Origin of the sequence: Varibaculum cambriense, from assembly GCF_022133705.1 — a bacterium.
GTDB lineage: Bacteria > Actinomycetota > Actinomycetes > Actinomycetales > Actinomycetaceae > Varibaculum > Varibaculum cambriense_A.
In genome coordinates, this window is record NZ_JAKNHJ010000006.1 from 1 (window position 1) to 26,012 (window position 26,012).

A 26,012-nucleotide genomic window follows, 5' to 3' on the forward strand; every position below is an offset into this window, starting at 1 on the left:
AAACAATCCTCTCAAAAAATCAAAAAAACCTAGGAACAAAACCTGGGACGCTTCAGCGGGGGTTTAACTCTATTTTTGCCGCTGCCTCGGTTAAAGCCGCTAAAGCCTACTATGTAGAGTTTGCGCGCCAGCAAAGCGAGCTTGCTGCCGATAAACGTCTCAAAATCGCCACTATTTTTACCTACGCCCCGAACTCGGATGACTATAGCGACGGGTTGCTGCCGGAAGAAGATTTCGATACCGGGGCTTTAGAACTCCCTGACCGCGAGTTTTTAGAGACTGCGATTGGAGACTATAACCAAATGTTTGGGAGTAGTTTCGATACCTCGGCAGATAGTTTTGGTGCCTACTATGAGGATGTGTCCGAGAAGATGCGTAACCGCCAGCTAGATATGTTGCTGGTAGTTAACATGTTCCTGACCGGTTTTGATGCGAAAACCCTCAACACGTTGTGGGTGGATAAACATATGCATCACCACGGGTTGTTGCAGGCCTATTCGCGTACTAACCGTATTTTGAACTCGGTGAAAGCTTACGGAAATATTGTTTCCTTTAGGAACCTAGAAAAAGAAACTTCCGAGGCTATCGCCCTCTTCGGTAATAAAGAAGCCGAGGGGATTACGGTACTTAAGCCTTTCGGGGTTTATTTTGATGCCTATTTGGAAAAACTTGACCAGTTGTCGCGCTGGGAGCCGGGTGAGCTAATTATTGGGGAGGCCGAACAAGACCTGTTTATAAAAACTTTCGGGGAACTGTTACGGTTGCGAAATATTCTGTCTGCTTTCGATGAATTTGAGGAAAAAGATCCGCTCAGCCCGCGTGACCTACAAGACTATCAGTCAGAATATATTGAGCTTTACCGGCAGCGGCGTGCCGAATCTGAGGGGGAACGTAAACGGATCAATGATGATTTGACCTTTGAAATCGAATTAATAAAACAGGTCGAAGTAAATGTTGACTACATTTTGATGCTGGTAGAAAAATACCGTGACCAGCACGCTGAGCAGAGCCGCCAGGAAGTGCGGGAAGATATTCGCCGCGCAGTTAAGTCCAGTCCTACCTTCCAGAATAAGCTGGATCTGATTGAACGGTTCGTGGATTCGGTTTCTGCCACTAGCGGTGAGATTGATGAAGAGTGGAAAGCTTTCCTAACTGATCAAAAAGCTATCGAGCTTGCAGGAATTGTCAAGGAAGAAAATCTGAAACAACCTGAAACCGAGCGGTTCATTAACGCCATGTTTAGGCGGGGACATCTGGAAACCTCTGGATCCGATATTGACCAGATTTTGCCGCGAGGATCCCTGTTCGCTACGGGTGCTGATAGCCGGATTGAACGCAAGAAGCGGGTTATCGAAAAGCTGAAAACCTTCTTTGATCGTTTCCACACCCTCGGATAGTTTTGACCAGGTTCTATGAAGAGCAGCGTCAGGTCGTATAAAAAGATTTCGCCTCCCGGCTAATGCCGGGAGGCGAAATGTAGGTTGCTAATTGGTTACTTGAACCTGCGTGCGGTTAGTGCACCACCTGCAAGGAGCAGTAGAGCAGAGATGCTGAGTAGGGTAGCGACCTCAACACCAGTTTTAGGGAGCTTCTTCATAGGATGGGAAGCTTGCTTATTATTAGGCTGAGCCGGCTTACAGGCTGGGGCCATTGCAGTATCGTGGCTGTCCCAGGTCCACTCAGTTACCGCGTCTTCAGCAAAGAAGTAACCGTCCAATGCGGAGGCCTTAACTTCTACCTTCGAGTTGTACGGGTAGATGTACTTGCCATCCTGGTTAGCCTTCAGCTTCACGCCGTTTGCAGTAACCGTGTAGGAAACGCCTTCGGTCTCTTGAATCGTCACGTAAGGATCGACGGTGCAAGAAGCAGGATCATCAGCGGAAGGATTGATCAGCTTAGGAGCAACCGGAGTTGCCAACTGTTCAGCTGGATCTAGTGTGCACGGTTTAGCTGCAACATTGAACTCCCACTTGGTGTCGCCCTTAACTTCGATCTTGTCCTTGAAATCCTGCTTCAATAGGGCGGCTACCGAAACTTTGGTTCCCTTGGTAACGGTTTCATAATCAAAGTACTTGGACTCGGGAAGCTGTACCGTTCCCTCAACCCCGCACTTATCTGCCTCTACTAGAGTGGGTGCCTCAGGAGTCATTGTGCGGACAGCCGAGCTTACCTTCACGGTCCAGCCATCAATGTCATTACCTTCAACGCTTTCAACGCGGAAGAGCTTAGCTTGTTCAGGATCGTCAATCGAAGCGGTCAACTGGTACCACCGGTAACGGCCAGTGTAGCCAGAGAACATGTCCAGGCTATTACCAATCGAAGCACGAGTAATAGGAGTATCCTGACGGTTCTTCGGATTGACTTCGGCAGAAGGCCTATGAGCAGCCTTATCGGCGAAAACGTACTTGTTTGCCGCCGGGTCGCCGCCCTTGGTTATAAGGGGCTTGTAAACTTTTTCGCCATCTTCGGTAACCGGGTCTCCGGCTTTATGCTGTGAAACTCCGATAGTAATTGTGGGGGCCTTACCCTCGGGAACCTTACCAAGATAGGTTTCCCCATCCCACTCGCCTTTAACCAACTCAAACTTGAAATCGGTGTTGGCCTGCTGGTTCATGGCGAGCTTTTTAACGCCATTGCTATAGCCGGTTGAAAAAGAGAACTGGCTGTGTCCGTACTTCCCGTCGCGATACTGGTAACAGTCCTGAACGCCGATCTTGTCAACACCCTTGTACGCGGGCTTGTCGAGTTTTATTTCAAGGGGAATTTTTTCATCTTTGCCAACAGTGAGTTGGAGCGTTGGCCACTCGTAACCAAGCTGGGAACCTGTTTTCTTGCCATCTTTGAATTCGTAAACCTCACAGTATAGAGGCACGTTAACTTCGGTGCCTTCCAGCTTGGGGTCATAGCGTTTGACCTTGTCACTCCAAGTAACATCGAAGGTCTTGACGTTGCTACCGTCGTCTACACTGTTTGCTGCTACAGCGGAAACAGCGCCCCCCAGTGTCAGTGCTGCCGCGCCTGCGAGAGCAGCCGTGGCTCGCAACCAATTCTTCATTATCCCTCCTAAATATGGTGAAAATTCCATAACTATGGTATCAAGGAAATTTGCCGTCCGGTACTCGTGCTACTTAGGTTCTAATGGTGGTTGCAACACCGAGTTTGAAAGGATGTTTCGACGGTGTTGTATGAGTATGCGGGTGTTGTTTACCCGTCTCGTTGAAAGATGTGTGCTGCTCGGCGTGAGCATTATGTAGAGCTTTTGCGTCAGGGGCTGAATTTTACGCAAGCAGCCAAAGTAGTGGGTATTTCCAAACGTACCGGGAAAGTATGGTGTAATGGGCGTACTCGCTCTAGCGGGCGTAACGAAAAGGCTAGCGTTGCCTGGTACTGTGCAAAAATGCAGACCCCTGGAAATGCTGGACCGTACTATCTAGGCCTGCAAGAACGAATCATTATCGCCGATAGACTTCATGCAGGTAAAAGTATTCGCGAAAAAACCGTAAAAAACGCGATGAAGAAACCACCCCAGACCAGGCAGATAATCCCACGCAAATCGGCAGGCTAACCCGCACGCACAGAGCAAAAAAGTTTAAAGGATCGACAAAACGTAAAGGATCACGTCATACAGCGCGACCGCGTAAATAATCGCGCACCCCCAAAACCCCTCAAACCAGCGCAAAAGCCGCCAAGCGTCCCCTCAAAACATCTCCAAGGATCTGTCTCCGGGATTTGAAAACCGGCAGTGGCAAGGGCTTTTAGTCGCCTCTTCGGTGGCCTGGTCAATTTTCCCGTTTAAATTGTGATTTTCACAAATTTACCTTCTGTTTTCATTAATCTTCGTTTATGCTGGGGTTATAGGAGGTGTCAGAGATGAAAAATATCGGAGAGCGGATTGGAAGCGCTTGCAAGGATAGCGGTCTAAGTCAAAAGCAATTAGCGGAGAAGCTGGGTTGGGATCAGGCTAGACTAAGCCGGGTGATTAGCGGTAGCCGCAAAGTTAGCGCTGGCGAGATTGCCGAAATCGCGACTATTTTGGACGTTTCTTTAGATTGGTTAATTACCGGCTCTGACCCTTATTGGGTATCCAAAAAAGAAGTGGCTGCTCGTCATGATTGGGATGGGAAAGCCAAAAAATACCACTTTAACCCGGCTGATTTAGATATTTTCCGTTCTGTTGCGTTGGTCTATAAGCAGGCATATAGATGAGTGATTTGCAAGGGAAAACTCCGGAAGAAGTCTGGGAGATGCTTGGGGATAGAATTAAGATTGATTTTTCTTCCCAAATCGAAGAGTATCTACACATTGACGTGGTGCAGATTGGGCTAGAGGGTAACGGAACCTGTCTTATACTGGATTATCGCCCGGTCATTGTGGTTCCCAGAACCGATAACTGGTTTAGGCAAGTATTTGCGATTGCCCATGAAATCGGGCATATAGCTAACGACACTACGATTAAGCGGGACGATGAAATATCAGAGCAGGAACGTGGTGCTAATCGTTTTGCTGCCGACTTATTGATGCCGAAAGTACAGGTTGAAAGGCTAGTAGAGGACAAAGCTGAACCGGCAAGGTTCGCCAAGTTTTTGTGGGATTGGGGGGTATCAGTTGCGGCCTTGGTGAATCGGCTCAATAAGTTTGACTTACCTACCCCAGATTTTCTTTTCGAGGACGAGAAAACAATAGTTACCCAAAAATTCCTAGGTAAACATCTAAAAGAAATCGGTCTTACCTGGAGTGATGTGCAGCGCCGTGCCAGTTTATCGGGCGCGCAAAGATTTCCTGCGCATCTGCTTGCTAAGCTCTACGAACAAGTAAATAGCGGGAAAGCACCAGCGCAAACCTATGAGTGGGCTCTTGGGGTGCAAAATACTGCCACAACTGCGGAGGAATCTGCACGGGAGACACCCGAGATGCTGTCGGCAGACGAGGTTCTTGAACTGCTGGAGCAATAAATCCATCCTGGCTTTTTGATAGGGAGCTAGTGCCGCTTTGGGGTTGCTTGCAGTGGTTAATTATTTGTAGGGCGCTGGTGTAAGCGGAATCGCCACCCGGGCTTTAGCCAATCTCAAATAGAAGTTGCCGGTTCGACTTACATGCCGAAGAGATCGGCGTGTGAGCCAGTTCGGTTTAAGAACAATATGAGGTCTTCGCCGTCTATACGATAGACCAAGAGCCAATCCGGTTTTATATGGCATTCGCGAAATCCTCGGAAATTACCTCCAAGGTCGTGATCTCGATGTTTAGGGGCAAGAGGTTTTCTTTGGGCGAGACGGTTGATAACCGAGTTCAGCAGTTCCAGATCTAAACCGCGTTTTTTCGCAAGTTTCAAGTCCTTCTTGAAACGGTTGGAAAGAATAATATTTAGCCTCATGCAAGGACGTCTTTCATTGCTTCTTCGAAGCTGTTATAGCGCGGGTACTTTTCGGGGTGTGCCTTCATATCCTCGTATTCCTGCAAGGCAGCAAGAGTCTGGGCGTTGGGAATGTCGCGCGATATTTGGAACGGGATTGCCTGATCTCGCACGGTTTGCCGCAAGAATATGGTGACCGCAGTGGTTAGATCCATGCCCAGGTCTTTGAGTAAGAGCTGCGCGGAGCGCTTGAGATCGGCGTCCAGATTGATGTTGGTACTAACTTTAGCCATCTGTACCCCTCCTGTTCTGACATAAATAGTAGAAAAATTGGGGCAAAAAATCAATGGTTATATGCGTGCTATATGTGTAATGCGCATATAACTATTGTTTTTTGGGGTTCACACCCTGGATGCGGAAACTTTAGAATTGGATGAGGACGTCTCGGCGGCGGCTGCTAACTTCCAGCCCCTGTTTGATTCCCTGGCGTCCGCGGTAACTCGGAAACGCTCCAACCTCGCTAAATTATTCGCGAGTGCTTTAGGTCTCAAGAAATATCCGAGCTGATAGCGTGGCTGACGGTGCTATGAAAACTCTAGTAGGTTGGGTTTACGAAACTTTACAATCGATTGGATATAATTTTGTTGCTCTTATGAGCTGGCTGTCTGAATAGCTCAACTAGAAAAGGTGTGGTTCGCATCGTCCCCCAGCGATTATTTAGATCCCCATTCACGCGGAGGATTTATTGCTTCGAAAGTTGACCAACAAGACGCTGTTGCTCTTTGGCTTGCAATGGAGCTATTCCATTCACCTGAACGTCTTGGGTTTGACCGGGAAACAGATCTTTACTTGGATTGTGAGCAAAATGAAGATTTGTGCTTTTCTGGAGCTCAACGCAGAGTGGTGGTGTCAGTAAAGAACACAAATATGACCATCGGAGAGTTTGCGGCTGAGTTGGAACGGCTTTCAACACTCGTTGCGATGAAGGAAGCTGACCTAGCACTTCTCGCGTTTATAGGCGCAGTAGACAGGAAAATCGTTGAAGCCATTAAACGTGACGAAGAATATCGGAGTCTTGTACAGGAAAAATCATTCGTGGAGTCCGTCCATATTAAGAAAGAATTCGATGAAAAATACGAAGGGGTGTTCAGCTCCGATGTGCTTCTGAGGCAATTTCCCGAACTGGACGCAGACGCATTTACTGCCGGTATTTCTCAGCTGCTCAGGCGAGCCCTTCCGATTAGCGATTACTCAGACGAAAGGATAGAGAGCCAAATCATATTTCTGTCTGCACGCATTGCTCGTGCGCGTCGTAAACGTGGCACAGTTAGACTATCCGAACTAGCAGAGGATGTTCTATCGCTCGTATCAAACCCTATGACAAGAGGTATATTAAAAGGGTTGCCTTATAAGTTAGACTCGGCGGGCTACGTTTTGGACAGAGCGCGCGCGAATGAAATTTTCTTTTTACACAGGAAAACGCAACAGGCTCAGCGATCTACACTAAGAAAATTTCGGAAACGCCATTTTTGGCACGCGTTGGGTTGGTTAATGTTTGGGGCTCCTGTCTGTCAAAATTGTTCTCACCCGTTACTGGCAAACCTGTGTGGTCTGGGGAAACTTGGGATTGCCTGCCCAGATTGCGGTGCGACTCCGTTTGTAACGCTTTATTTAGCGTGCCCATGTGGAGAAGCACTGTTGTTATTGGAGCAACCGCCATTGGATGATTTTTCTGCATTCAACCTTGCCTTAATAGCTTCAGTATCTGATCTGAAGTGCGGGAAGTGTGGACGCTCTGCGTCTTATGAAGACCTGGATTTGAGAGTATTTCAATTGAATATCCCAGCAGATGACACAGTTACTGTCACTGAAGCGTTAAAAAATCTGGTAGAGCCGACCGACTAGTTTAGTTTCTGTTCACAAGTATCTAGCCATCGCTAAATATAAAGCTCAGCACACTATCAGTACCTATCTCGAGGTGAAGCGTCCTGGGTTTTGTTTCTACTCGTTTTTGAGAGGATTAGGGATATGTCTAAGAGGTATTCTCAGGAGTTTAAGGATCGGGCGGTGCGTATGCTCGTGGATCGCTTAGCTGGTGATGGCTCGTGTTCTCAGTGGCAGGCAGTCCGTGAGATCGCGCCGAAGCTGGGGGTTGCAAACGAGTCACTGCGCCGCTGGTATGAGCAGCATCTTGTGAACACGGGTGAACGGCAGGGGTTCACGCGTGAAGAGCATGAGGAAATCAAACGGCTTAAGCGTGAGAATGCGGAGCTGCGTAGGGCGAATGAGATTTTGAAAACTGCTTCGGCTTTTTTCGCAGCGGAGCTCAACCGACCTGCCCGATGATGGTTGCTTATATTGACGAATATAGGGGTCGTTTCGGGGTCGAGCCGATTTGCCGGGTACTGGGTGCGAGTCTGGAAGGAGGGTTTATTACCTTTCGCGGCTACCGGCTAGCCAAGAGCAGACCAGCAAGTGTCAGAAGCATTCGTGATCGAAAACTTGCTAGGGAGTTGGCAGCTATTCACGCTCATAATTTCGGGGTTTACGGGATACGCAAGATGTGGCACGCAGCCAGGCGCGCGGGCTGGTATTGTTCGTGACCAGGTCGCCAGAATCATGAGGATCGCTGGGATTGCTGGTGTTCGCCGGGGACGCACAGCAATAACAACCAGACCCGCTCAAGTACCAGATTCTCGCCCGGATTTGGTTAAGCGTTGTTTTAAAGCTGGCAAACCCAATGAATTATGGGTCGCTGATATCACGTATGTGCGTACTCTGTCTGGTTTTGTTTATACAGCATTCGTTACTGACGTGTTCTCCAGGAAGATTGAGGGCTGGGCAACCAGATTGACCATGCAAACAGAGGCATTGCCACTGGAAGCGTTAGAGCAGGCGATCCTGAACGCTAAAGAGCACCTGTCTGGCTTGGTTCACCACTCAGATCACGGTTCTCAGTACACGAGTATTATCTATAACGACAAACTCGCTCACTGGGGAATCAAACCTTCCACCGGCAGTGTGGGAGATAGCTACGATAACGCGCTAGCCGAAGCGGTCAACGACCTATATAAGAGCGAGCTGATCTATTCACAATCAGGGTCTTCTTTGACCGAGGTTGAATTCGCCACCATGAACTGGGTCCACTGGTGGAACAACCACCGCCTATACCAGGAACTCGGATACAGAAGCCCCAGCGAGATAATCACCAGCTATAATCAAACACGGGTCAACGAATTGACCCCAGTATAAAAAGCGGAACAAAACCCAGTACGCTTCAGACTTCGAAATTTTGGTGTCAGAAGAATTGTGCCAATCTACAAAGACAACAAGTGGGCTACAAGGACACCCCGGGTAGCTTGACATGGTATACCAACTGAAAATACGGGTCGCTGGGGTAATATTGAAGAAATTCGGTAACCGAAACCCAAGAATATGGTGGGTAGCAGATGAACGTAGAAGCAATAGATTTGTTTTGTGGCGTGGGAGGGTTAACTAGGGGTCTAATAGACGCCGGTGTTCCTGTTGTTGCAGGCTACGATAATGACCCTACTTGTAAATTTGCGTATGAAAAAAATAATTTGGTCAATTTTTACGAAAGAGACATAAAAACGTTACATGGAAAAGAACTTAAAACGCTGTATGATCAAAACTCAATAAAAGTATTGGTCGGTTGTGCTCCATGTCAACCATTTTCCTCAATGCGCTCAAAATTAGGTATAGAGAATACAATGGATGAGAAGTATGGTCTGCTTCTTGAATTCGGCAGAGTAATCTCTGAGCTAAAGCCGGATATTATATCTATGGAAAATGTTCCTCAACTAATGAAAACAGACGTCTATCATGAGTTTATTAAAATAATTGAGGATAATGACTATTTCCATGACGAAGGGGTTGTCTATTGCCCTGATTATGGTATATCTCAGACTAGAAGAAGATTTGTCTTACTGGCATCAAAACTAAGAAAGATTACACTGAGTTCACCACAGACAACAAAACCTCTAGACCCTCCACTAACAGTAGATGTTATTGGCGCGTTACCCCCTATTGCAGCTGGCGAGGTTTGTGATAATGATCCATTACACAGAGCATCTAAGCTTTCAGCAACGAATTTAATACGAATTCAGGCATCCAGGCCGGGTGGCTCGTGGAAAGACTGGCCTGCAGCTTTGCGCTGTAAATGTCATCAAGAGAAATCAGGAAAAACTTATGGTTCTGTATATGGAAGATTGAAGTGGAATCAAATTGGTCCAACTATCACCACACAGTTTTATTCCTATGGAACCGGAAGATTTGGTCATCCTTCGCAGGATCGAGCTTTGTCGTTAAGAGAGGGTGCTATGTTCCAGACCTTCCCCAAAAATTATGACTTCATTGATCCTTCAGTGCCGTTTTCATTTCGCCGTATAGCGAGACATATTGGAAACGCTGTGCCTGTCAGGCTGGGCGAGGTAATTGGCAACTCAATTTTGAACCACGTGTCAGATTAATCAAGAGTTCACCGAAAATGGAGGTTGCTATGGATGAGTTTAGTTTTAATATTTCTCTAAGCGTTCTGAATCATTTAGGTAGGAATCTTTATAGAAATATAATTACGATTCTTGGTGAGGCTATTTCAAATTCTTGGGATGCAGATGCCCATAACGTGCGAATTGAGATCAACCGGCAGGACCGTACAATGTTAATTGTTGATGATGGTCTAGGGATGACGGCAAAAGATTTTCAAAATAAGTTTCTAAAGATTGGTTATAGTAAACGTAAGACCGGCATATATAAATCAAAATTAAATCGAAGGTTTATTGGTAGAAAAGGTATTGGTAAACTAGCATTATTATCTTGTGCACAAAGAATTAGTGTACTTACTAAGACTAAAACAACCGATGTTGTCGGCGGGGTAATTGATAATTCTGAATTAGATAAAGCAATTAAAGAAGACGAAGTTTCGGGCGATTATCACTTAAGTAAAGTTAATGCAAAGCTATATCGTCTTTTGGATGAGAAGGAACAAGGTACAGCGATTTTTTTTGAAAACATAACAGACGGAATTTATAATACAGTTGAGTATATTAGAAAAGCTATATCTCTCTATTTTAAATTTTCCTTGTATGATTCTGATTTTAACATTTTTGTTAATGGTAAAAAGATAGAAATTTCTGAATTAAAGGAATTGGCAAATAATACTCAGTTTCGGTGGTCGATAAATAACTTTACTGATCCATTATTTTCTATGATGAATGAATTAGATAATGTAATCGAGGTATCAACAAAACTTAATATTCGTGGATATATTGCTACTGTAAGAAAACCCTCAAATTTAAAAATTCCTAACACGAACGAGAAGGCTACAGTAGATTTATTTGTGAATGGTCGTCTAAGGGAGCGAGATGTTGTAAGACATATTCCTACAGCTAGGATTGTTGAAAATTACGTTTATGGACAGATTCATTACGATGACCTAGATAATGGCAGTGGAAAAGATATCTTTACGAGCAGTCGTGAAGGTATTGTTCCTAATGATCCTATTTTCAATAATTTCCTTGTTGAGTTCAAAAAGATTTTTAAGCAAGTGATAAATGAATGGGATGATTATCGACGACAGGCGCTAGATACTGGTGATCCAGATAATTTTAAAATAAAACCGAAAGAGCGAAAAGCAGAGGAACTTTTTAGTCTCACCATAAAAGATATGCAGGAAAAGGAGAAGTTTATTAGAAAGGGGGGTACTGTTCAGCAGTGGGCACAAACTCTTGCTTCCGAAGCACGATTTAATATCCCTTCATATACAGAATGTTTCATCTCGGAAAACCTTTTAAGATTTTATATAAAAAATACCGATAAGCCACTTTCTCAGGAGGCCATTAGGCAAGCCAAAAAATGGAAAAAGAGAGAGAATGAAAGCAAGAATGCTGCTAATATAAGCTATTCCGTTAGAGTGGATGAAGGGGATTTATACTATCTTGATATGTCTGATTTAGCAAACCTAATAGATAAAGCCAAAAACCAAAAAAGTGCTAGTCTTAGCCGATCTTCAATCACTTATAAACCACTCAGAGACGCTATTGGGCACACCTCTATTATTACCGATAACGCCAAGCGTCAGCTCTCTTTGACCTACGAAAATATTAAGAAAAGATTAGGGGAGATATTATCTCAAGTTAAAGATTGATAGTGCGAAGCTATTGTTCCGTGGGAAACCCCCTACGGTCTTCCGGCAGACCGGCTACTATCTGGGGGTCTACTCTTCGTTCTTCGGAGTACCTTACTATGCGTAGCCCCAGATTTGGTCCACTGTCCTCGTCCTCTTTTTCGGCCTCGACATACAAGGTAGTCACGTCATACAACACAGGGACAAATCCCCTGTTTTAGCGGCATGTCTGAAACAAGCTGCAGCAATCCTGGAAGGGTACTCTTGCCTGGCACAGTGTTGCAGGGTAGTGAACACGGTTCGCACACTCGTATTCTCCACCTCGAGCTCTATAAAAACTGTACTGTGTAGGCCTTGGAGGCGGGCTCCGCAGTCCTGGCCGTAACCAGCTGCTCAAACGTCCTATAGCCTATAGCCTAACCGAAACCAAAAACTCAATACGCATCACCTAGGACTCCCGACAACAGTACTTAGCGTTTAGACAAGGTGTTAGCACGTGAGGCGTCGGCGCAACCAGTATCAAACAAGTCGAATTCCAATTGCCTGGGACTAAGATCCCTGCGGCCTTTTCTCTAGTAATAGCTGGAGTTTAGCCTCATCAAGTGCCGAGCCTAGATGTTTTATAACCCTGTTTACACGACCCGGTTTCGCCAATATCTGCACATCCGTCGCATCAGAGGCAGTTCTCACTTCACGCAGTGGAGCCAACCGGGAAAATACAAATTTTACCCAGCTTTGGAAATCTTGCTGCCGTTCAACTAATGCGGATAATCCATCCACCCTAAACGGCGGAGAAATTATTTTAAGAGTATCCAAGGTAGAAAATTGCTTCGCTAAGGATTCAGCCACCGGAACAAGCGAAGGTGTCGCAAGCGGGCGAACTTTTCCAAATCTCTTCCCCAAAAGCTTATCGAAGCTATTATTTTGGGATTCTGTACTCATATCTACTAGCTTTCAGATCTAGAACTAGCATCTCAGTTCATTACAAGCTTGCCGGGTTACCGTCTGGTTAACCGATCCTTGCTCACTGTTCTTCATCGATGATGAATTCTGGGAGTGCGCGCGTTAGCTCTAGGGTGCGCATCGATACCGTGACTAATGCCGGAATTAGTTTAGCGATATAGGCAGGATCATTAATTTCACGACAATAATCATTGGGGTCATTGACAATGCCACTCTTGGTATCAGTCTTGATACGATAGCGATCCACCATCCACTCTAAGGGGCTGCGTCCACCTATCTTGTATTCATTAGCTTGTTCAGGAATCCCCGTGAACGTCAGATACTCGTTATACACCAAGGTAGTGTAATCCTTGGAACGTTTACCGGGCTTCTTCCCCCAGACCAGTTGTTTTAGGTGATACTTCTGCCAATCATCATCGGGTGCAATCAGACTGGTTTTTGCGGTAACTCCTGGATAGGGGGCGACTTCTTCATAGTTCACGTGTAGTTCCGCTAGTTCCCGCCCGATATTGGCGTAGCTCCAAAAATCCTGCACCTTCGGAATTCGAGGCAGCATCTTCTTCAAATCAGCTTCATAACGTTCCCGGAACTGCGGATGGTGCAGCAGGGCATAGATATAAAAGAAAATATCTTCTTTGCTGATCACCTCTTCCCGATAATGATGGCGGTAGGCGCTAAGCGTGGCATCGGTAATGTTGTCTCGGCGGCAGTAGCCGTTAATTTTTGCCGGTACCTGTGAGCTGATGGGCTTATTAAAATCAAAACTCCCAGAAAATTCCTCCGGCGTATCAAGATCTTCCCAGTTACCCGTAGACGCAAATAATGAATTATCATTCCCGGTTTTTTCTGTTTTCTCCCAGGTATAAAGGGGGAATACTTGACTAGTGCCGACTAAATGCAAATCAGGTATGTGCGCAACTAGGAAACCTGTTCCTTCTTTTATCGCATCGCTATCTATGGATATTCCTAGATTGGGCTGCTTGGGAGTGGGGAAAATCTGTGGTAGCTGATAAATCATGTCATTCATCGTCTGCTTAAAATAGACAGACTGTTTACAGAAAGGACGATACATTGACAGATTTAAGGCGTTAGATACAAATTTGTGCTGAGCTTGTTTATCTAAGTCTTTTAGTAACTGCCGGTTCCAAGCAATCTTTGTTTTGTCATTTATAGTATTTTTGCTGGTATGTCCGCAGGATACCTCCTGGTTGTAGTTATCAATCATTCGTTGCATATTTGATTCCACGGCCTGGCGTGAGAAGTTATAGCACCAAGCATCGCGGTTAGTCTTAAGTCCTCCCGAGTACTGTTGGAAAACCGCAGGTGTATTAACTTTGCCCTTGGTGCGCTTGTCCCCGATTTCCTGGAACTCCAGGTATCTTTCATCGCGTTGGTTAATCCAATCCCCATGAGCATTAGGGCTAATTAGTTCGAAGTCGGTATCTGCTATGGAAGCTTCTCGCGTTAGCAGATCTAATTTTTCCTGTCGTGCCAGATAGTCTCCCACCTCGGCGTAATGAATGCGGCAGGGGCGCGAAAGAGCATCTTTCTTCTTAACCAGGAGGGTAATCGCCACACCGGTGCGGGATCCTTCTCCAAATACGTTTCCTGCTTCTTGGCGTCTGCGTTCACCTTGGGTGCGGGCATTACCTCGCAGGTTATATATATAAATATCGCTAAATTCTTCCGCCCAACTGAGGCGAACCCCATCAGCGGTATTGCCATCAATAAAGGAACTATTGGATACAAAGGCGATAATTCCTTCTTCCCCGACACGGTCACTTGCCCAGCGCAGAGCCCGGAAGTAAGAATCGTAGAGGCTATTTTTATTAGTGGCGCTAGAACGAGCCACATAAGTATTTTCTATCCGCGCATCCAATTGGGGATACTTTAAATTCTGATTATTATCGTTCGCACTCTTTTGTCCGGCAGAATAGGGTGGATTCATCACTACCACCCGGATGGGAGCTTCCCGCTGCCGCTTAACGCGCTCCAGATTGGCCTGAAAATCACCAATACCAGCAAGTTGTCCCTCACCTTCGCGTAGTTGGAAGGTATCGGTCAAAGTGATGCCCGGAAATTCCAGATACCCTTGGTCTTGTCCGCGGTCCGCTCGAATCTGGTGATAAACCTGCTCGATATTAATACTGGCGATATAGTAGCTGAGCAGTACGATTTCATTAGCAAAAATTTCGTGTAGATATTTGTGCTCGAGCTGTTCAGGGGAAATAATCTCGGATTGCAGCAAGCGACTTACGAAAGTTCCGGTTCCCAAGAAGGGATCAATAATCGATACTCCACTATCACCCAGGCTCTTACCAAAGTGTCGTTGCATGGCGTACTCCGCCGATTTTAGGATGTAATCCACCACCGGCACCGGGGTAAACACTATCCCCAGGCGATCCTTAATCGCGGGGAAAGCCTTGGAAAAGAACCGATCGTAAAGAGTGCGCATGATTTCTTGTTTGCCAGCAAGATTATCGATGCTAGTAATCTTCTCGGCCATAGTGGCATAGAATTTTGCCAGCGGTTCCCTCTCATTTTCAAAAACTTGATTGGTAGCTAGGCGATCCAAAATAGCTTGCATCGCCTGGCTAACCGGGTTTTGGGCGGTGAAGTCCTGATTTGGGAACATGGCATCAAATAGCGGCTTAGTAATCAGATGCTGTGCCAGCATCTCCACCGCCTCGGCATTGTCAATAGCCGGATTCAAAGTAGTTTGCAAAGATTCCACAAACTTAGCGAAGTAATCTTGATTTAGCGGATCTTCGAGAAGATGATCAATCAGGTTAATATAGCGGCTGGCAATATCAGCAATGTCTTGGCTCCAGTCATCCCAGTAAAGCCGGTTACCAACTTTCTTCACTATTTTGGAATAAACCGCATCTTTCCATTCGGAACTGGGAATGTTTAACATGGCTTGAACTCCGCTGACTGCGTTATCCGCAGGAATGCCATCACCAGTTCCAACTTCAGTGCCTTCGATGTAGGTAGTAGAACCAGAGCCACGCTCTTTTGATTGGGCGAGATTTACTACCTCCACCATGATGTTTTCGGGAGGATTTTCGTTGTACTCGATGGCGTTTATCGTGGAATCAAAACGTTCGTCATGAGCGCGAATAGCTTGTAGCACCTGCCAGACAACCGCAAAGCGCTTATTATCATCCATTGCCTTTTCCGGTTCAGTGCCAACCGGTACCGCAACCGGCAAAATAATATAGCCAAACTCTTTGCCCTCGGCTTTGCGCATAAACCTACCGACTGCTTGGATTACATCCACCTGCGACCTGCGAGGATTGAGGAAAAGTACCGCATCCAGGGTAGGAACGTCTACTCCCTCAGAAAGGCAGCGAGCATTGGTAAGAATGCGGCAAACTGGATGATCATCTGAGGTTTCTGACTTTAACCAATCGAGTGCTTCGCCACGCTCGATAGCATTCATGGAACCATCCACGTGCTTACACTGCACTTCCAGGTTATCGCTCTCATCGGTGTTATTGAGGTCTTGTAGGTGAGTGCGTACTAACTCTGGGAACTCAGCAGTTACCTGTTTCGAGGTCTTGATATCTTTGGCAAAAGCCACAGCTCGGCGCATCGGTGATTTATCTTCGCCGTATTGCACATCAAATAGGTCATTTTTACGTTTGGAAAGGGCATTCCAACATCCCACGAGTTTCGCGGCTTCGGGGATCGTTAGTTCGCCTTCGGGGAGATCTTGTTGGAAAAACTGGGTAATCTGATCTTCCGGTATAGCCAGGACTACCACTTTATAATCGGTGAGTAACCCCAAACTTACAGCTTGACCGAATCCTAGTCGATGAAAAACCTTGCCATAAAGAGATTCATCATCCATCGAAGCAAGAATCGCATCGTTTTCTTTCGCTACGTTCTTCACTCGAGGCTGGAAAATGCGCGGGGTAGCAGTCATATAAAGCCGTTTTTCCGCGCGTAAATAAGTGTTGTCGTGTACCCGAGTAAAAGCAGACTCGTCCTCACCCGAAAGAGTAACGCCTGTGGTCCTATGTGCTTCATCGCAAATAATCAGATCGAAGTCACGCCATTGCTTTCCCGCGAGTTCTTGTGCCTGATGCACGATATCAATCGATTGATAGGTACAGAACACTACTTGCAGTCCTTCATCATCTTGGTGTTTTAAGAGAGAATCTGCAAGTTTCTTGGCATCGGTAGTGGGGGGAGTTTTCAAATCAACGGTGGCGATATCCACCAGGTCTTCGTGTTTCCTACGTTTGCGGTTAACTTTGGTGTCCGAGCAAACACTCCAAGCGGAAAAAGGAACCTGCACTTCAGATGCCCATTCGCTGAGAGTCTGACTCATTAGAGACAAAGACGGAACCATAAACATGATGCGAGCATTTCCGTCAAGATCATCGGTGAGCTGTTCAGCGATTTTTAGCGAGGTGAAGGTTTTCCCGGTACCGCAGGCCATCACCAAGGTTCCTCTATCGTGAGACTTGAACCCCTCGAACACATCATTTATTGCATTTACCTGGTGGTCGCGCAAAATTTTAGGTTGCCGATGCTGAGGAGCATCGTCAGGGGCATTAAAAGAATAAGTAGCCCAGTCAATATTCGAATTGCGCAAATCAGTAAGCCCGATTCGAGTAACTGGCTTACTTTGCCCTTCGATAGCTGTTTCGGCATTATCGCTCCAAGGCACGCCAGTAGTTTCTACAAAAATGCGACGCTTAAACGGTTCCTTACCAGAATCAGAAAGAAACGAATCGAGATTCCCTTTTTGGATCGTGTGACCCTGGCGGTAAAACTTGCATTGAATCGCCACCGCAGGGGTGTCAGCTGTCGGTTCTGAGCCATCGGCAGGCATATCTTCGGTCTCAATCGCTACCAGATCAATCCCGGTATCTGGTTTTCCAGCCAAGCCACCACCAGGCCAGTCCCTCCACAGATATACTGCACCGAACTGCGGCCCCATCTGCGAATCATTGAGCAGATATGAACGAATTAGCTGCTCGAACAAGTTACCTTTATTGCGTTCCGAATCAGCGATTTCGCGATATTCAGTTAACAGCGCGTCAAAAGCGGCAACGCTACGGGCTGCTTCTTGCTGGGTATCTACCGCATTCAAGGAATCCGAGGCGGAGATACCTTCACCTTTTGGAGCGGCATGCTCTGAAAAAATATCGGTGTTCAAGGTACTTCTCCTTCGATAAATTTAGTTCGCCAAGACCGTTTGTCAGGGGCGGCATCCTCGCGTTATCGCAGATTCTTATGGGTGCATAGGTGCCTGTCTATAAATAAGATATCGCTTGGTGAACGCTTACACTTTAAGCCTCGCTGGGTAGTTTCGGTTTTGGTGTGGTTAGTTAATTTGCCCCTGGTAGCAAGAAAGACTTCTTCGATCGTTTTTACACCCTTGGATAAATCTTTAGCTGTAAAGACGGTAAAAACTTAGCCATTCCAAAAACTTTCCGCCGCCGCGGGCATGGTGTGTTTTAAGATTCTACCTGCCGGTTCTAAGTCCGGGTGGTTCCCAGAGGTATTAGTGCAAACATCTTCCGGATTGGTATACCGACTATTAAAGTCGAGTTATGAACGATTTCTTTGACCTCGACTGTTTTTTACTGAACCCCGAACTTCCTAAAGAAGTGAGTAGTGAACACGTCCGCACGTGGCTTGAGCACAAAGCAGGAGGAGGGGTAGAAGATCCTAATTCCTCTGATGGAGCTCGCTATTTTTATAAAGAGCTGTGGGGAGAGCGTCTAGGTATTGCTGTTCGTGAATGCCGTAACACATTTAGTCGGAGACCGTCTAAATACGTCCAGGGGGATTGGATGTGTTCGGTGTGGACAACCCTTAAGTATGCTCTGCAGGAGGTTTACGGAAAAAATAAGAATGGAAATAAGTGGTGGCAAAAGCCTGATATCGAAGATAACTTCGCCGGCTCCAGTGCAACGAAAAAGACTTTTGATGCAATCTTGAAGCACTTTGACGAATTCAGGGAAGTGTTCGAAGAAAAAACTGTGCAAGAATTTATTCGCTCAGCATACACTTCGGCAAATCTGATTATTGTGCCAGATGGATTTAATGTTAAGCGTAACAACCGAGCTACCGAGGATTACTGGGATTTAACTTTAAAGAAGTATTACCAAGATAAAGAGTCTCTTTTCTATAAACCTCGAAATGATGATGGAAAATATGACGTGGCTACGCCTTTTCGAAAGCTGCTTAAGAAAAATCAGGAAGAGGGCGATCCGTTGTGTCTTTCTCCTTGGATAGACGAACAAGGTAATCCGATTCTTTTGCCACATTCGCCTAATGATGATAAGGACAACTGGCGTGAGTTGATGGCAGAAATGACTAAGCGCATTGATCGCCGCCGTGACCAAATGGCTCAACGTATGGAACAAATAGCCGCTAAGAATCGTTAATCGTTTTCTCGCTAGATTGAATACCCCGCCTAGCCCCGCCCGGTTTAGTACCGCCTAAAACCATATTCTCTGCTTTGGATTTTCCCGTTTACCCATTTGAGTAAACGGGAATCCAGAGGGAGATTTTATTGTAGTTTTTGGTTCATCTTTTTGACTTCAGCGCGAACCACTAGCCAATTAAACAGCCAAATCAGCAGATAGATAAGCAGTATTACGATGATTACGCCGAGCATATCGAAGCTAGAGCCCCACCATTTAAGGTAGCTACCAGCAGCAATCCCGCAGATAAGGATGATGCCGAAATGCAGGGCAGTATTGAGAGCAATTGGTCGGGTTTCGTTACGGTAAAGCAACCCCGCGAAGCTGCTAATGATGCCGTAGGCTGCGTAAATAAGCCGCTCAATTAGTACTGCCACGTTTTCGCTTCCAAAACTGTTTAAGAATTCTGGAACTCCCGGGTAATAGCTAGAGGAGGAAAGAGAAGAAAAAATAAGTTCAATACTGGTGCCGATAGTAATCCCAATGCAAGCCCCTACCAGGGTGAGACCAACTATTTTTTTAGTTTTCATGGTTTTTATCCTTTGTGTGATTTAAAGGTTTTCTGCGGAGGTTAGATTCCGAGTTTGGATTTAAAAGCTGGAAGTTGCCGGCGGGAAACGTAATAGCGAGAGCCATCTTTTAGCTGCACACTGATCGTTCCCGAGAAAGAAAGATCAAGTTTTTTGATCGCGACAATATTGACAATCTCCGATTGTGAAATGCGTACGAAATCGCCTGCGGGTAGAGATTCTTCGAGTTCATACATTCGGGCTTTAATTCGCCAATCACCGTCTCTGGTGTGGGCAAACACCGCTTTCTTTTTAGTAAAGAACGCGAGTATCGCGCGCACTTCCAACACCGTGGCATCATTGCCGCTGGTCCCGATGAGGCGGCGAAGCGGACGTTCAACTGCGGGGGAGGAGGAGCTATCTAGGCTACCGGAGGCGAGCCTTTGGATCGCTTGCACCTCAGCGTCGACCTCCCGCGCCGTTACCGTTACGATAGTTTCGGTTACGGTGGGATCAATCGTGAGCGTGAATTTCATTCCGTTCCGACTCCTTTCCTCTCGCACTTACCGGCAATATTGCGCAAAACCAGGACGTTTGCGTATCTGGTACTTACAGTTAAAAGCCTTAATGTCGGCAGTACAAGTAATCTGAACTAAGCGGTATAAAACCCGCGCCAAGAGGGCAGATTTCGAGCCTCACGCACGCCCTCAAAGGTAGATTTTCTTGCCCAGAAAGTGTCCGTGGTTCCTTCCGTCCCACGCGCTTGCGTGCTGTCTTCGTGGCTAAGACGATACCGGGTCTATCTGTAATTTCTAAATACTACTTCTGTCATAAAAAGTATTGATTTATTTGTGCAAATACCATACTATGCACCTAAAAGAAGGTGTTTTATGGCTACAACAAATATCAGTATTCGTATGGATGCAGCCTTGAAGAAAGAGGCGGATCAGCTGTTTAACGAGATGGGAATGAATATTTCTACCGCGTTCAATATCTTCGTACGGCAAGCTATCCGCGAGCGTGCCATTCCTTTCCAGATTCAACTAGGCAACCCCAATAGGGAGACGATTGCCGCCATGTTAGAGGCGGAACAGATTGCCAAAGACCCTCGCGTTCCCGGCTACGCAAGCGCCCGTGAAGCGTTTGCTGCCGCTCTTAGCGAGGATGACTAATGGCATGTTATGTCATTAAGTACTCCTCGCAGTTTCGCAAACAACTGACCGGAAGTCACGCAGACCTCTTTTAGGGGGCATAAGTACTTAACTGCATCTCTTTAAGGTGGATTTTTACCCCAAAAGCACTCCCGGAAAAAGGGGTGACAAATCAGGGGAGGCTCCCTATAATCGAACGTATGTTCGATAAGTTGGCTCAATTGCAGCGCCTAGAAAGGGCGCGCCGGGTCTTGGCGAACCGTCCTCGCCGGGTAAAGCCGCTGGCTAGCGCCTATCAACAGGTAGTGGGCGGGGCTGGGCTGCTAGAGATGGCCGCCGAAAAAATGGGGGAGAGCGGCTGGGCAGTGTTCCTAGATTTTCCCGATCTAGGCTGGCAGCGCGCCTGGCAAATCGGCTTGGACTTAAGGCGGGTAATCACCATTCCCTATACCGGGGGCAGCGCCCTGGCGTGCGCCCAACTTTTCGTCCCCTGCTCGGCAGTCCTGGCTATCGGGATGGTAGATTATGGCCCGCAGCAACAACGGATTCTAACTGCGAAGGCACGCCGCTCCGGCTGCGTAATTCTGTCTGCTCCGGCCTGGGCAGGCGCTATCTCCCTAGCAGCCAGTGCCCGGCACTCGGCAAGTTCCCCTGGGGTAGCTTCAGCCATAAAGGTGAGTGCCTGATGCATTCTCTGTACTGTTCAACCCCGCCACCGACGTTATTAAGTTTGCCTCTGGTGTTTCTCTTTCTCCTACCTATCCCGATTAAGGCGAGGAGGGCGCGATGAATGACAGATTACTAGCCCTCTATATCCCCGCCTGGCCAGCCCAAGCCGCTAAGCTCCCCCTAGATGAAGCGGTGGCGCTATGCAGTGGCGGGCGGGTGCAGGCAGTCACGGCTCCCGCGCGCGCCGCCGGAATCAGGCCGCAGATGCGGCTAAAGCAAGCGCGCGTCCTCTGCCCCTCCCTGAAAGAAAAACCCTACTCACTGGCAGATGCGGAACTGGCGTTTCAACCAGTTATCGAGGGCGCAACCCAGCAACTCTATTCCCCCAAGTGTTGGTTCCCAGGGCTGATAACCGCCGCTTTAAGTCGCAGTCAGCGCCGCGCAGAATCCGCCCTCGTCGCAGAACTAACTGAAGAGTTAGCGCAGGTAGGGTTCGCGGTGCAGATTGGGATTGCTCGGGGTACTTTAGCGGCGAGCCTAGCTGCCCGCGAACAGCTGCTGATTGCCGACCCTGGGGTAATGCCGTTTCTTGGTGCGCAACCCCTAAGTAGCCTGGGGTTTTTCTTGCGTCCGGGGATAAAAATAAGCGGATTCGATTTCTCCGACCAGTACCTAACGAAAATGACAGACAGCCTAACCCATTTGGGAATCACCAGCTTGGGGCAAATGTGCGCCCTGGGACGCCCAGCATTAATCCGGCGTTTCGGCACTCTGGGGGCGATTAGTTACGACTTAGCGAGTGGGGAAAATCTAGAGGACGCGGCCAAGGTGAAAACCGCGCCCGCTACGCCCGGTCTCTACCAATTCTTCACCCCGCCCGCCAGCTCCCTCATCCAGCTATTACTGCCCGCTAGGGCATTAGTGGTGGAAATGTATGCCCACCTACGCGCGAGCGGACTGGTATGCAGCCAGGTGCAGTTTATCTGCCGCTGCGAAAACGGGAAAATGCTTAGCCGCAGCTGGAACCTGGGGGTAGAAGCTAGCAGCAAAGACCTAGTAGAGAGGATAAAACACCAGTTAGATACGGTTACAGTCGGAGGCAGCGGCAGCGAAGCCCTGGGGGCAGTTAGCCAGATAGAACTCCACCCCTTACGGGTGGTGGATGCCCGCCAGGCAATGACCCCGCTTTGGGGACGAAACGCCGATCCTCCCCAGGAAGTCGATCAGGCAGCCTGCAGCGCCAGCTCTTTATTAGGTGAAAGCGGGGTACGCGTACCTCATTTAACCAGTGGATATGATCCGCGTTCGGTGATTGAACTGAAACCATGGCAAGAGCGGGGGAGCCAAAAGCGGCCGCGCCCTAGAGTCGGAGCGCTTACCGGGGTAGCCCCGGAAATAGTGTTCATGCATCCCAAACCGGCGGGAATTATCGATAGTCGCGGCCGGAAAATTATGCCCGGACGTGACGGACAGATAAAATCCCCGGTCAAATGGGTGCAGGTGGCTGGACGGAAAATCGAGGTGCAGAAAACCGAAGGCCCCTGGCCGATAAACGGACAGTGGTGGCGCCAGGATGCTCCCAGTCGGCTAGGACCGCGAATCTTTCTGCGGGTTTACGGCGAGCAAGAAACCTTACTGCTGGTGTTCCGCAAATCCTCCTGGTGGCTAGATGCCTGGGAAGGGCAAAAATGAGTGGCTATATCGAGCTGCACGCTCATTCGGCATATTCCTTCGCAGTCGGGGCGTGTTCGCCGCGCGAAATGGTGCACGGGGCGAAAAAACTGGGGATATCCGGCCTGGCGCTACTCGATTATGACGGAGTTTACGGGTTAATGGAGGCGCGCGCCGCCGCCCGCAAAGCCGAGCTGCCTTTCCTGCCGGGGTGCGAATTTACTTTAGAGGACGAAACCCATCTGCCGGTTATCTGCCGCTCTAGCCAAGGATATTCCGCTTTAACCGGGGCAATCAGCGCTCATCACCTAGCAGCCGGCAAACGCGAAGCAGACCGGCAAAACCTAAGTGAGCTAGCCTCCTGGGCAAAAGGACAGTGGCTAGTATTAACCGGAACCCGCGCCGGGCCGCTCCGCCGCGTGCTTTACCGCTTTGGAATCGCGGCGGCTACCCGCTTCCTCAAGCAGCTAAAAGAGCTGTTTGGGGCAGAAAATATCGCGGTAGAGGCCGCCTTAGCCGGTTTCGATGGGGAAGAACGCTTAGCGGCACAGCTAGCTTACTTGGCACGCAAAACCAAGTTACCCTTGGTAGCCACCAGTGCTGCCCGCTGCGCTGACCCCGCCAGTCAGCGCCTGGCAGACGTTATGACCGCCACCCGCCTGGCGCGTCCTCTCGATAAAATCCAAGACGACTTGCCCGCTTGCCATGCCATGTTGCGTAGCGAAGCTGAGATGCTCCGGATTCATCGGCATTTTCCGGGCGCAGTCGCTAACGCTGCCCAGATAGGTAAAGACCTGATCTTTGATTTTTCTACCCCGGTGCCGCATCTACCTTTAGCCCGGGTGCCCCCCGGCTATAGCGCCGACTCCTACCTGGAGCAGCTTACCTGGCAGGGGGCGCGCAGACGCTACGGGGATCCAGTACCCAAAAAAGCCGCCGACACAATTCGGCAAGAATTGAAAGTGATTTTCCAAAAAGGATTCTCCGGGTACTTCCTAATCGTGAAAGAAATAGTTGACTACTGTTTTTCCTCCGGTATCTATGTGCAAGGACGCGGCTCCGCCGCCAACTCGGCAGTCTGTTACTGCCTGGGAATCACCGCGGTAGATGCGGTGCGTCACCAAATGCTATTCGACCGCTTCCTAACCCCGGACCGTAAAGATCTACCCGATATTGACCTAGATATTGAATCTAACCAACGCGAAAAAGTACTTCAACACGTCTATAACAAATACGGACGAGAAAACGCTGCTCAAGTAGCTAATGTGATTAGCTATCGCCCGCGAGCCGCCCTAAAAGACGCCTCCCGCGCCCTCGGATACGATGCTAAAACCGCCGCGAAATGGTCGCGGCTAGACCGGAACTCTTTACCGGAAAACGTACAAAAAATAGCGGGACAGCTACAAAAACTTCCCCGTCACCTGGGGATCCACTGTGGAGGCATGGTGCTTTCCGATAAACCGCTTACCGAAGTAGCCGCGATTAACTGGGCAAATATGCCCGGGCGAACCGTGGTGCAATGGGATAAAGACAGCTGCGCCGAAGCCGGGTTAGTGAAAATCGATTTGTTATCCCTGGGAATGATGGGGGCGCTGCGTACCGCTTTTGAAACTTTAGAGGCGCGGGGCGAAAAATCGCCCTCCGGCAAGCCCTGGCGCCTGCATAACCTACCCCCGGAAGACCCCCGCGTCTACCAACTGTTACAGGCAGCCGACACCGTCGGGGTTTTTCAAGTAGAATCCCGCGCCCAAATGTCTACCTTGCCGCGGCTAAAACCAAAATGCTTCTATGACCTGGTAGTCGAAGTGGCTTTGATTCGTCCCGGCCCGATCCAAGGGCAAGCCGTAAACCCTTATCTGGCGCGCCGCTTAGGGCGCGAAAAGGTAACCTACCTGCATCCGCTGCTAAAACCCGCCCTGGAACGCACCTTGGGGGTGCCACTTTTCCAAGAACAACTAATGCGGATAGCCAAAGATGTGGCCGGATTTAACGGCTCCCAATCGGATAACCTGCGCCGGGCAATGGGACGCAAAAACCCGGGAGAACACCTAGCTGACCTGCGTGCCGAATTCTTCAAAGGCATGGAAAAGAACCAGATCCCGCCGCCGGTACAAGAAAAAATCTGGGCACAAATGTCCGGTTTCGCCGAATTTGGTTTCCCGGAATCTCACGCTTTTTCCTTCGCCTATCTGGTGTATGCTTCCGCCTGGCTAAAAGCCTATTATCCCGCGGTATTCTATGCCGCAATCCTTGCCAATCAGCCGATGGGTTTTTATTCCCCGCAATCATTAATCTCCGATGCGCGCCGCCACGGCCTTAAAATTCTGCGCCCAGACGTGAACACTTCTCAGAAGGATTCCATCCCCGGAACCGATTTAGCCTCCCTAAACCTGGGACTAGCAGAGATCCGCGGGATACGCCCGCCGTGGATAGAAAGCATCCTATCCGCCCGCACCACCGCTCCTTTTAAAACCCTGGAGGACTTTACTTCCCGCGTCCACCTGCCCACTGCCGCCCTAGAAGTGCTGGCTGGCGCGGGCGCGCTTTCTTCCCTGGGGGTGACCCGCCGCGAAGGACTCTGGCGCGCGCCCCTGCTAGCTGCCCCGCAAAAACGCTTTTACCAGCCAGAACTACCCGGGCTCGCCCTCAGCGAGACGACACCTAACTTCGCGCCCTTAAGCACCGGGGAACAGGTAAAATGGGACAGCTTAGCCCTGGGAATCAGCCTGTGGGGATACCCCACGAAACTGTTCAGACCAGAACTTAACCGGCGCGGAATCCTCCCGGCCGCTAGGCTGCGCCCGCAACTAGCCGGCAAACGTATCCGGTGCGCAGGGATAGTTACGCACCGCCAGCGCCCCCACACTGCCAAAGGGGTAGTGTTCCTATCTTTAGAGGACGAAACCGGGATAGTCAACGTGATCTGCCAAGTTGGTTGCTGGCAGCATTACCGCCGCCTCGCCCTCAGCCAAAACGCCCTCATCGTGCGGGGAGTGCTGCAAGCCAAAGACGGAGCCCTAGCCCTGCTAGCCGATAAAATCGAGCCGTTAAATCTGCCAGTCCCCACCAAATCCCGAGATTTTCGTTAGGCGGCCGACCCCTTTAGCT

At 48.5% G+C, this 26,012-nt stretch carries 19 protein-coding genes and 2 pseudogenes; 13 read left to right on the plus strand and 8 right to left on the minus strand.

From position 1 onward, the window contains the following. Positions 1-1,397: type I restriction endonuclease subunit R, EcoR124 family (locus tag L0M99_RS03875; protein WP_425304304.1), on the plus strand; the 1,397-nt coding region annotated here is incomplete at its 5' end. Between the two features lie 95 nt (positions 1,398-1,492). On the opposite strand, the gene L0M99_RS03880 is transcribed toward L0M99_RS03875, so the two are convergent. Beyond that, positions 1,493-3,055 carry an LPXTG cell wall anchor domain-containing protein gene (locus L0M99_RS03880; protein ID WP_024058883.1) on the minus strand — a complete coding sequence of 521 codons (1,563 nt, stop codon included), beginning with the start codon at positions 3,053-3,055 and terminating at the stop codon, positions 1,493-1,495. A 123-nt stretch (positions 3,056-3,178) separates the two neighbouring features. Between L0M99_RS03880 and L0M99_RS03885 the strand changes: the two are divergent. From L0M99_RS03885 to L0M99_RS03895, 3 genes and pseudogenes are all read left to right on the plus strand, one after another. Beyond that, positions 3,179-3,490: pseudogene (locus L0M99_RS03885) on the plus strand (IS30 family transposase); the annotation flags it as partial. A 380-nt stretch (positions 3,491-3,870) separates the two neighbouring features. After that, positions 3,871-4,206, plus strand: coding sequence for a helix-turn-helix domain-containing protein (locus tag L0M99_RS03890; protein ID WP_024058881.1), 336 nt, complete (start codon positions 3,871-3,873; stop codon positions 4,204-4,206). Further along, entirely contained in the window at positions 4,203-4,952 is a 750-nt protein-coding gene (locus L0M99_RS03895; protein WP_024058880.1) for an ImmA/IrrE family metallo-endopeptidase, read from the plus strand. The genes L0M99_RS03890 and L0M99_RS03895 overlap by 4 nt, the downstream gene beginning before the upstream one ends. Before the next feature lie 137 nt (positions 4,953-5,089). Here the strand turns inward: L0M99_RS03895 and L0M99_RS03900 are convergent, their stop codons facing one another. Together L0M99_RS03900 and L0M99_RS03905 are read right to left on the minus strand one after the other, a co-directional pair. After that, entirely contained in the window at positions 5,090-5,371 is a 282-nt protein-coding gene (locus tag L0M99_RS03900) for a type II toxin-antitoxin system YafQ family toxin (RefSeq protein ID WP_024058879.1), read from the minus strand. Then, complete coding sequence (locus L0M99_RS03905; RefSeq protein WP_024058878.1) at positions 5,368-5,643, minus strand: type II toxin-antitoxin system RelB/DinJ family antitoxin; 276 nt, start codon at positions 5,641-5,643, stop codon at positions 5,368-5,370. Before L0M99_RS03905 ends, L0M99_RS03900 begins: the two co-directional genes overlap by 4 nt. Positions 5,644-6,037: 394 nt before the next feature. Between L0M99_RS03905 and L0M99_RS03910 the strand changes: the two genes are divergently transcribed. The 4 genes and pseudogenes from L0M99_RS03910 (at position 6,038) to L0M99_RS03925 (ending at position 11,516) form a co-directional block, all read left to right on the plus strand. Beyond that, on the plus strand, positions 6,038-7,255 hold the full coding sequence (locus tag L0M99_RS03910; protein WP_238127817.1) for a hypothetical protein: 1,218 nt from the start codon (positions 6,038-6,040) through the stop codon (positions 7,253-7,255). 123 nt (positions 7,256-7,378) lie between these two features. After that, positions 7,379-8,602 (plus strand): annotated as a pseudogene (locus L0M99_RS03915) (IS3 family transposase). Positions 8,603-8,799: 197 nt separating this feature from the next. Then, entirely contained in the window at positions 8,800-9,840 is a 1,041-nt protein-coding gene (locus L0M99_RS03920; RefSeq protein ID WP_238127818.1) for a DNA cytosine methyltransferase, read from the plus strand. Positions 9,841-9,869: 29 nt separating this feature from the next. Continuing rightward, complete coding sequence (locus tag L0M99_RS03925; RefSeq protein ID WP_238127819.1) at positions 9,870-11,516, plus strand: ATP-binding protein; 1,647 nt, start codon at positions 9,870-9,872, stop codon at positions 11,514-11,516. Positions 11,517-11,526: 10 nt separating this feature from the next. Here the strand turns inward: L0M99_RS03925 and L0M99_RS03930 are convergent, their stop codons facing one another. The 3 genes from L0M99_RS03930 to L0M99_RS03940 form a co-directional block, all read right to left on the minus strand. Next, the gene (locus L0M99_RS03930; protein WP_399336945.1) at positions 11,527-11,694 is read right to left on the minus strand and encodes a hypothetical protein; all 168 of its coding nucleotides are present in this window, start codon (positions 11,692-11,694) and stop codon (positions 11,527-11,529) included. 350 nt (positions 11,695-12,044) lie between these two features. After that, positions 12,045-12,437 carry a hypothetical protein gene (locus L0M99_RS03935; protein WP_238127820.1) on the minus strand — a complete coding sequence of 131 codons (393 nt, stop codon included), beginning with the start codon at positions 12,435-12,437 and terminating at the stop codon, positions 12,045-12,047. 82 nt (positions 12,438-12,519) lie between these two features. Further along, positions 12,520-17,628, minus strand: a complete 5,109-nt coding sequence (locus L0M99_RS03940) for a DEAD/DEAH box helicase (protein WP_238127821.1) — start codon at positions 17,626-17,628, stop codon at positions 12,520-12,522. Positions 17,629-18,025: 397 nt separating this feature from the next. Between L0M99_RS03940 and L0M99_RS03945 the strand changes: the two genes are divergently transcribed. Next, positions 18,026-18,865, plus strand: coding sequence for a hypothetical protein (locus L0M99_RS03945; protein ID WP_238127822.1), 840 nt, complete (start codon positions 18,026-18,028; stop codon positions 18,863-18,865). Positions 18,866-18,990: 125 nt separating this feature from the next. On the opposite strand, the gene L0M99_RS03950 is transcribed toward L0M99_RS03945, so the two are convergent. Next, positions 18,991-19,434: a DUF3021 family protein gene (locus L0M99_RS03950; protein WP_238127823.1), complete on the minus strand. Its 444-nt coding sequence runs from the start codon at positions 19,432-19,434 to the stop codon at positions 18,991-18,993. 41 nt (positions 19,435-19,475) lie between these two features. Next, positions 19,476-19,949, minus strand: a complete 474-nt coding sequence (locus L0M99_RS03955; RefSeq protein WP_238127824.1) for a LytTR family DNA-binding domain-containing protein — start codon at positions 19,947-19,949, stop codon at positions 19,476-19,478. A 354-nt stretch (positions 19,950-20,303) separates the two neighbouring features. Here L0M99_RS03955 and L0M99_RS03960 point away from each other — a divergent pair, with 354 nt between their 5' ends. From L0M99_RS03960 to L0M99_RS03975, 4 genes are all read left to right on the plus strand, one after another. Then, positions 20,304-20,585: a type II toxin-antitoxin system RelB/DinJ family antitoxin gene (locus L0M99_RS03960; protein WP_238127825.1), complete on the plus strand. Its 282-nt coding sequence runs from the start codon at positions 20,304-20,306 to the stop codon at positions 20,583-20,585. Between the two features lie 179 nt (positions 20,586-20,764). Further along, positions 20,765-21,250, plus strand: coding sequence for a hypothetical protein (locus L0M99_RS03965; RefSeq protein WP_238127826.1), 486 nt, complete (start codon positions 20,765-20,767; stop codon positions 21,248-21,250). A 100-nt stretch (positions 21,251-21,350) separates the two neighbouring features. Continuing rightward, the gene (locus L0M99_RS03970; protein ID WP_238127827.1) at positions 21,351-22,925 is read left to right on the plus strand and encodes a hypothetical protein; all 1,575 of its coding nucleotides are present in this window, start codon (positions 21,351-21,353) and stop codon (positions 22,923-22,925) included. Beyond that, a complete protein-coding gene (locus L0M99_RS03975) occupies positions 22,922-25,993 on the plus strand; it encodes an error-prone DNA polymerase (RefSeq protein ID WP_238127828.1) in 3,072 nt (1,023 codons plus the stop codon). The genes L0M99_RS03970 and L0M99_RS03975 overlap by 4 nt, the downstream gene beginning before the upstream one ends. The last annotated feature ends 19 nt before the right edge of the window (positions 25,994-26,012 follow it).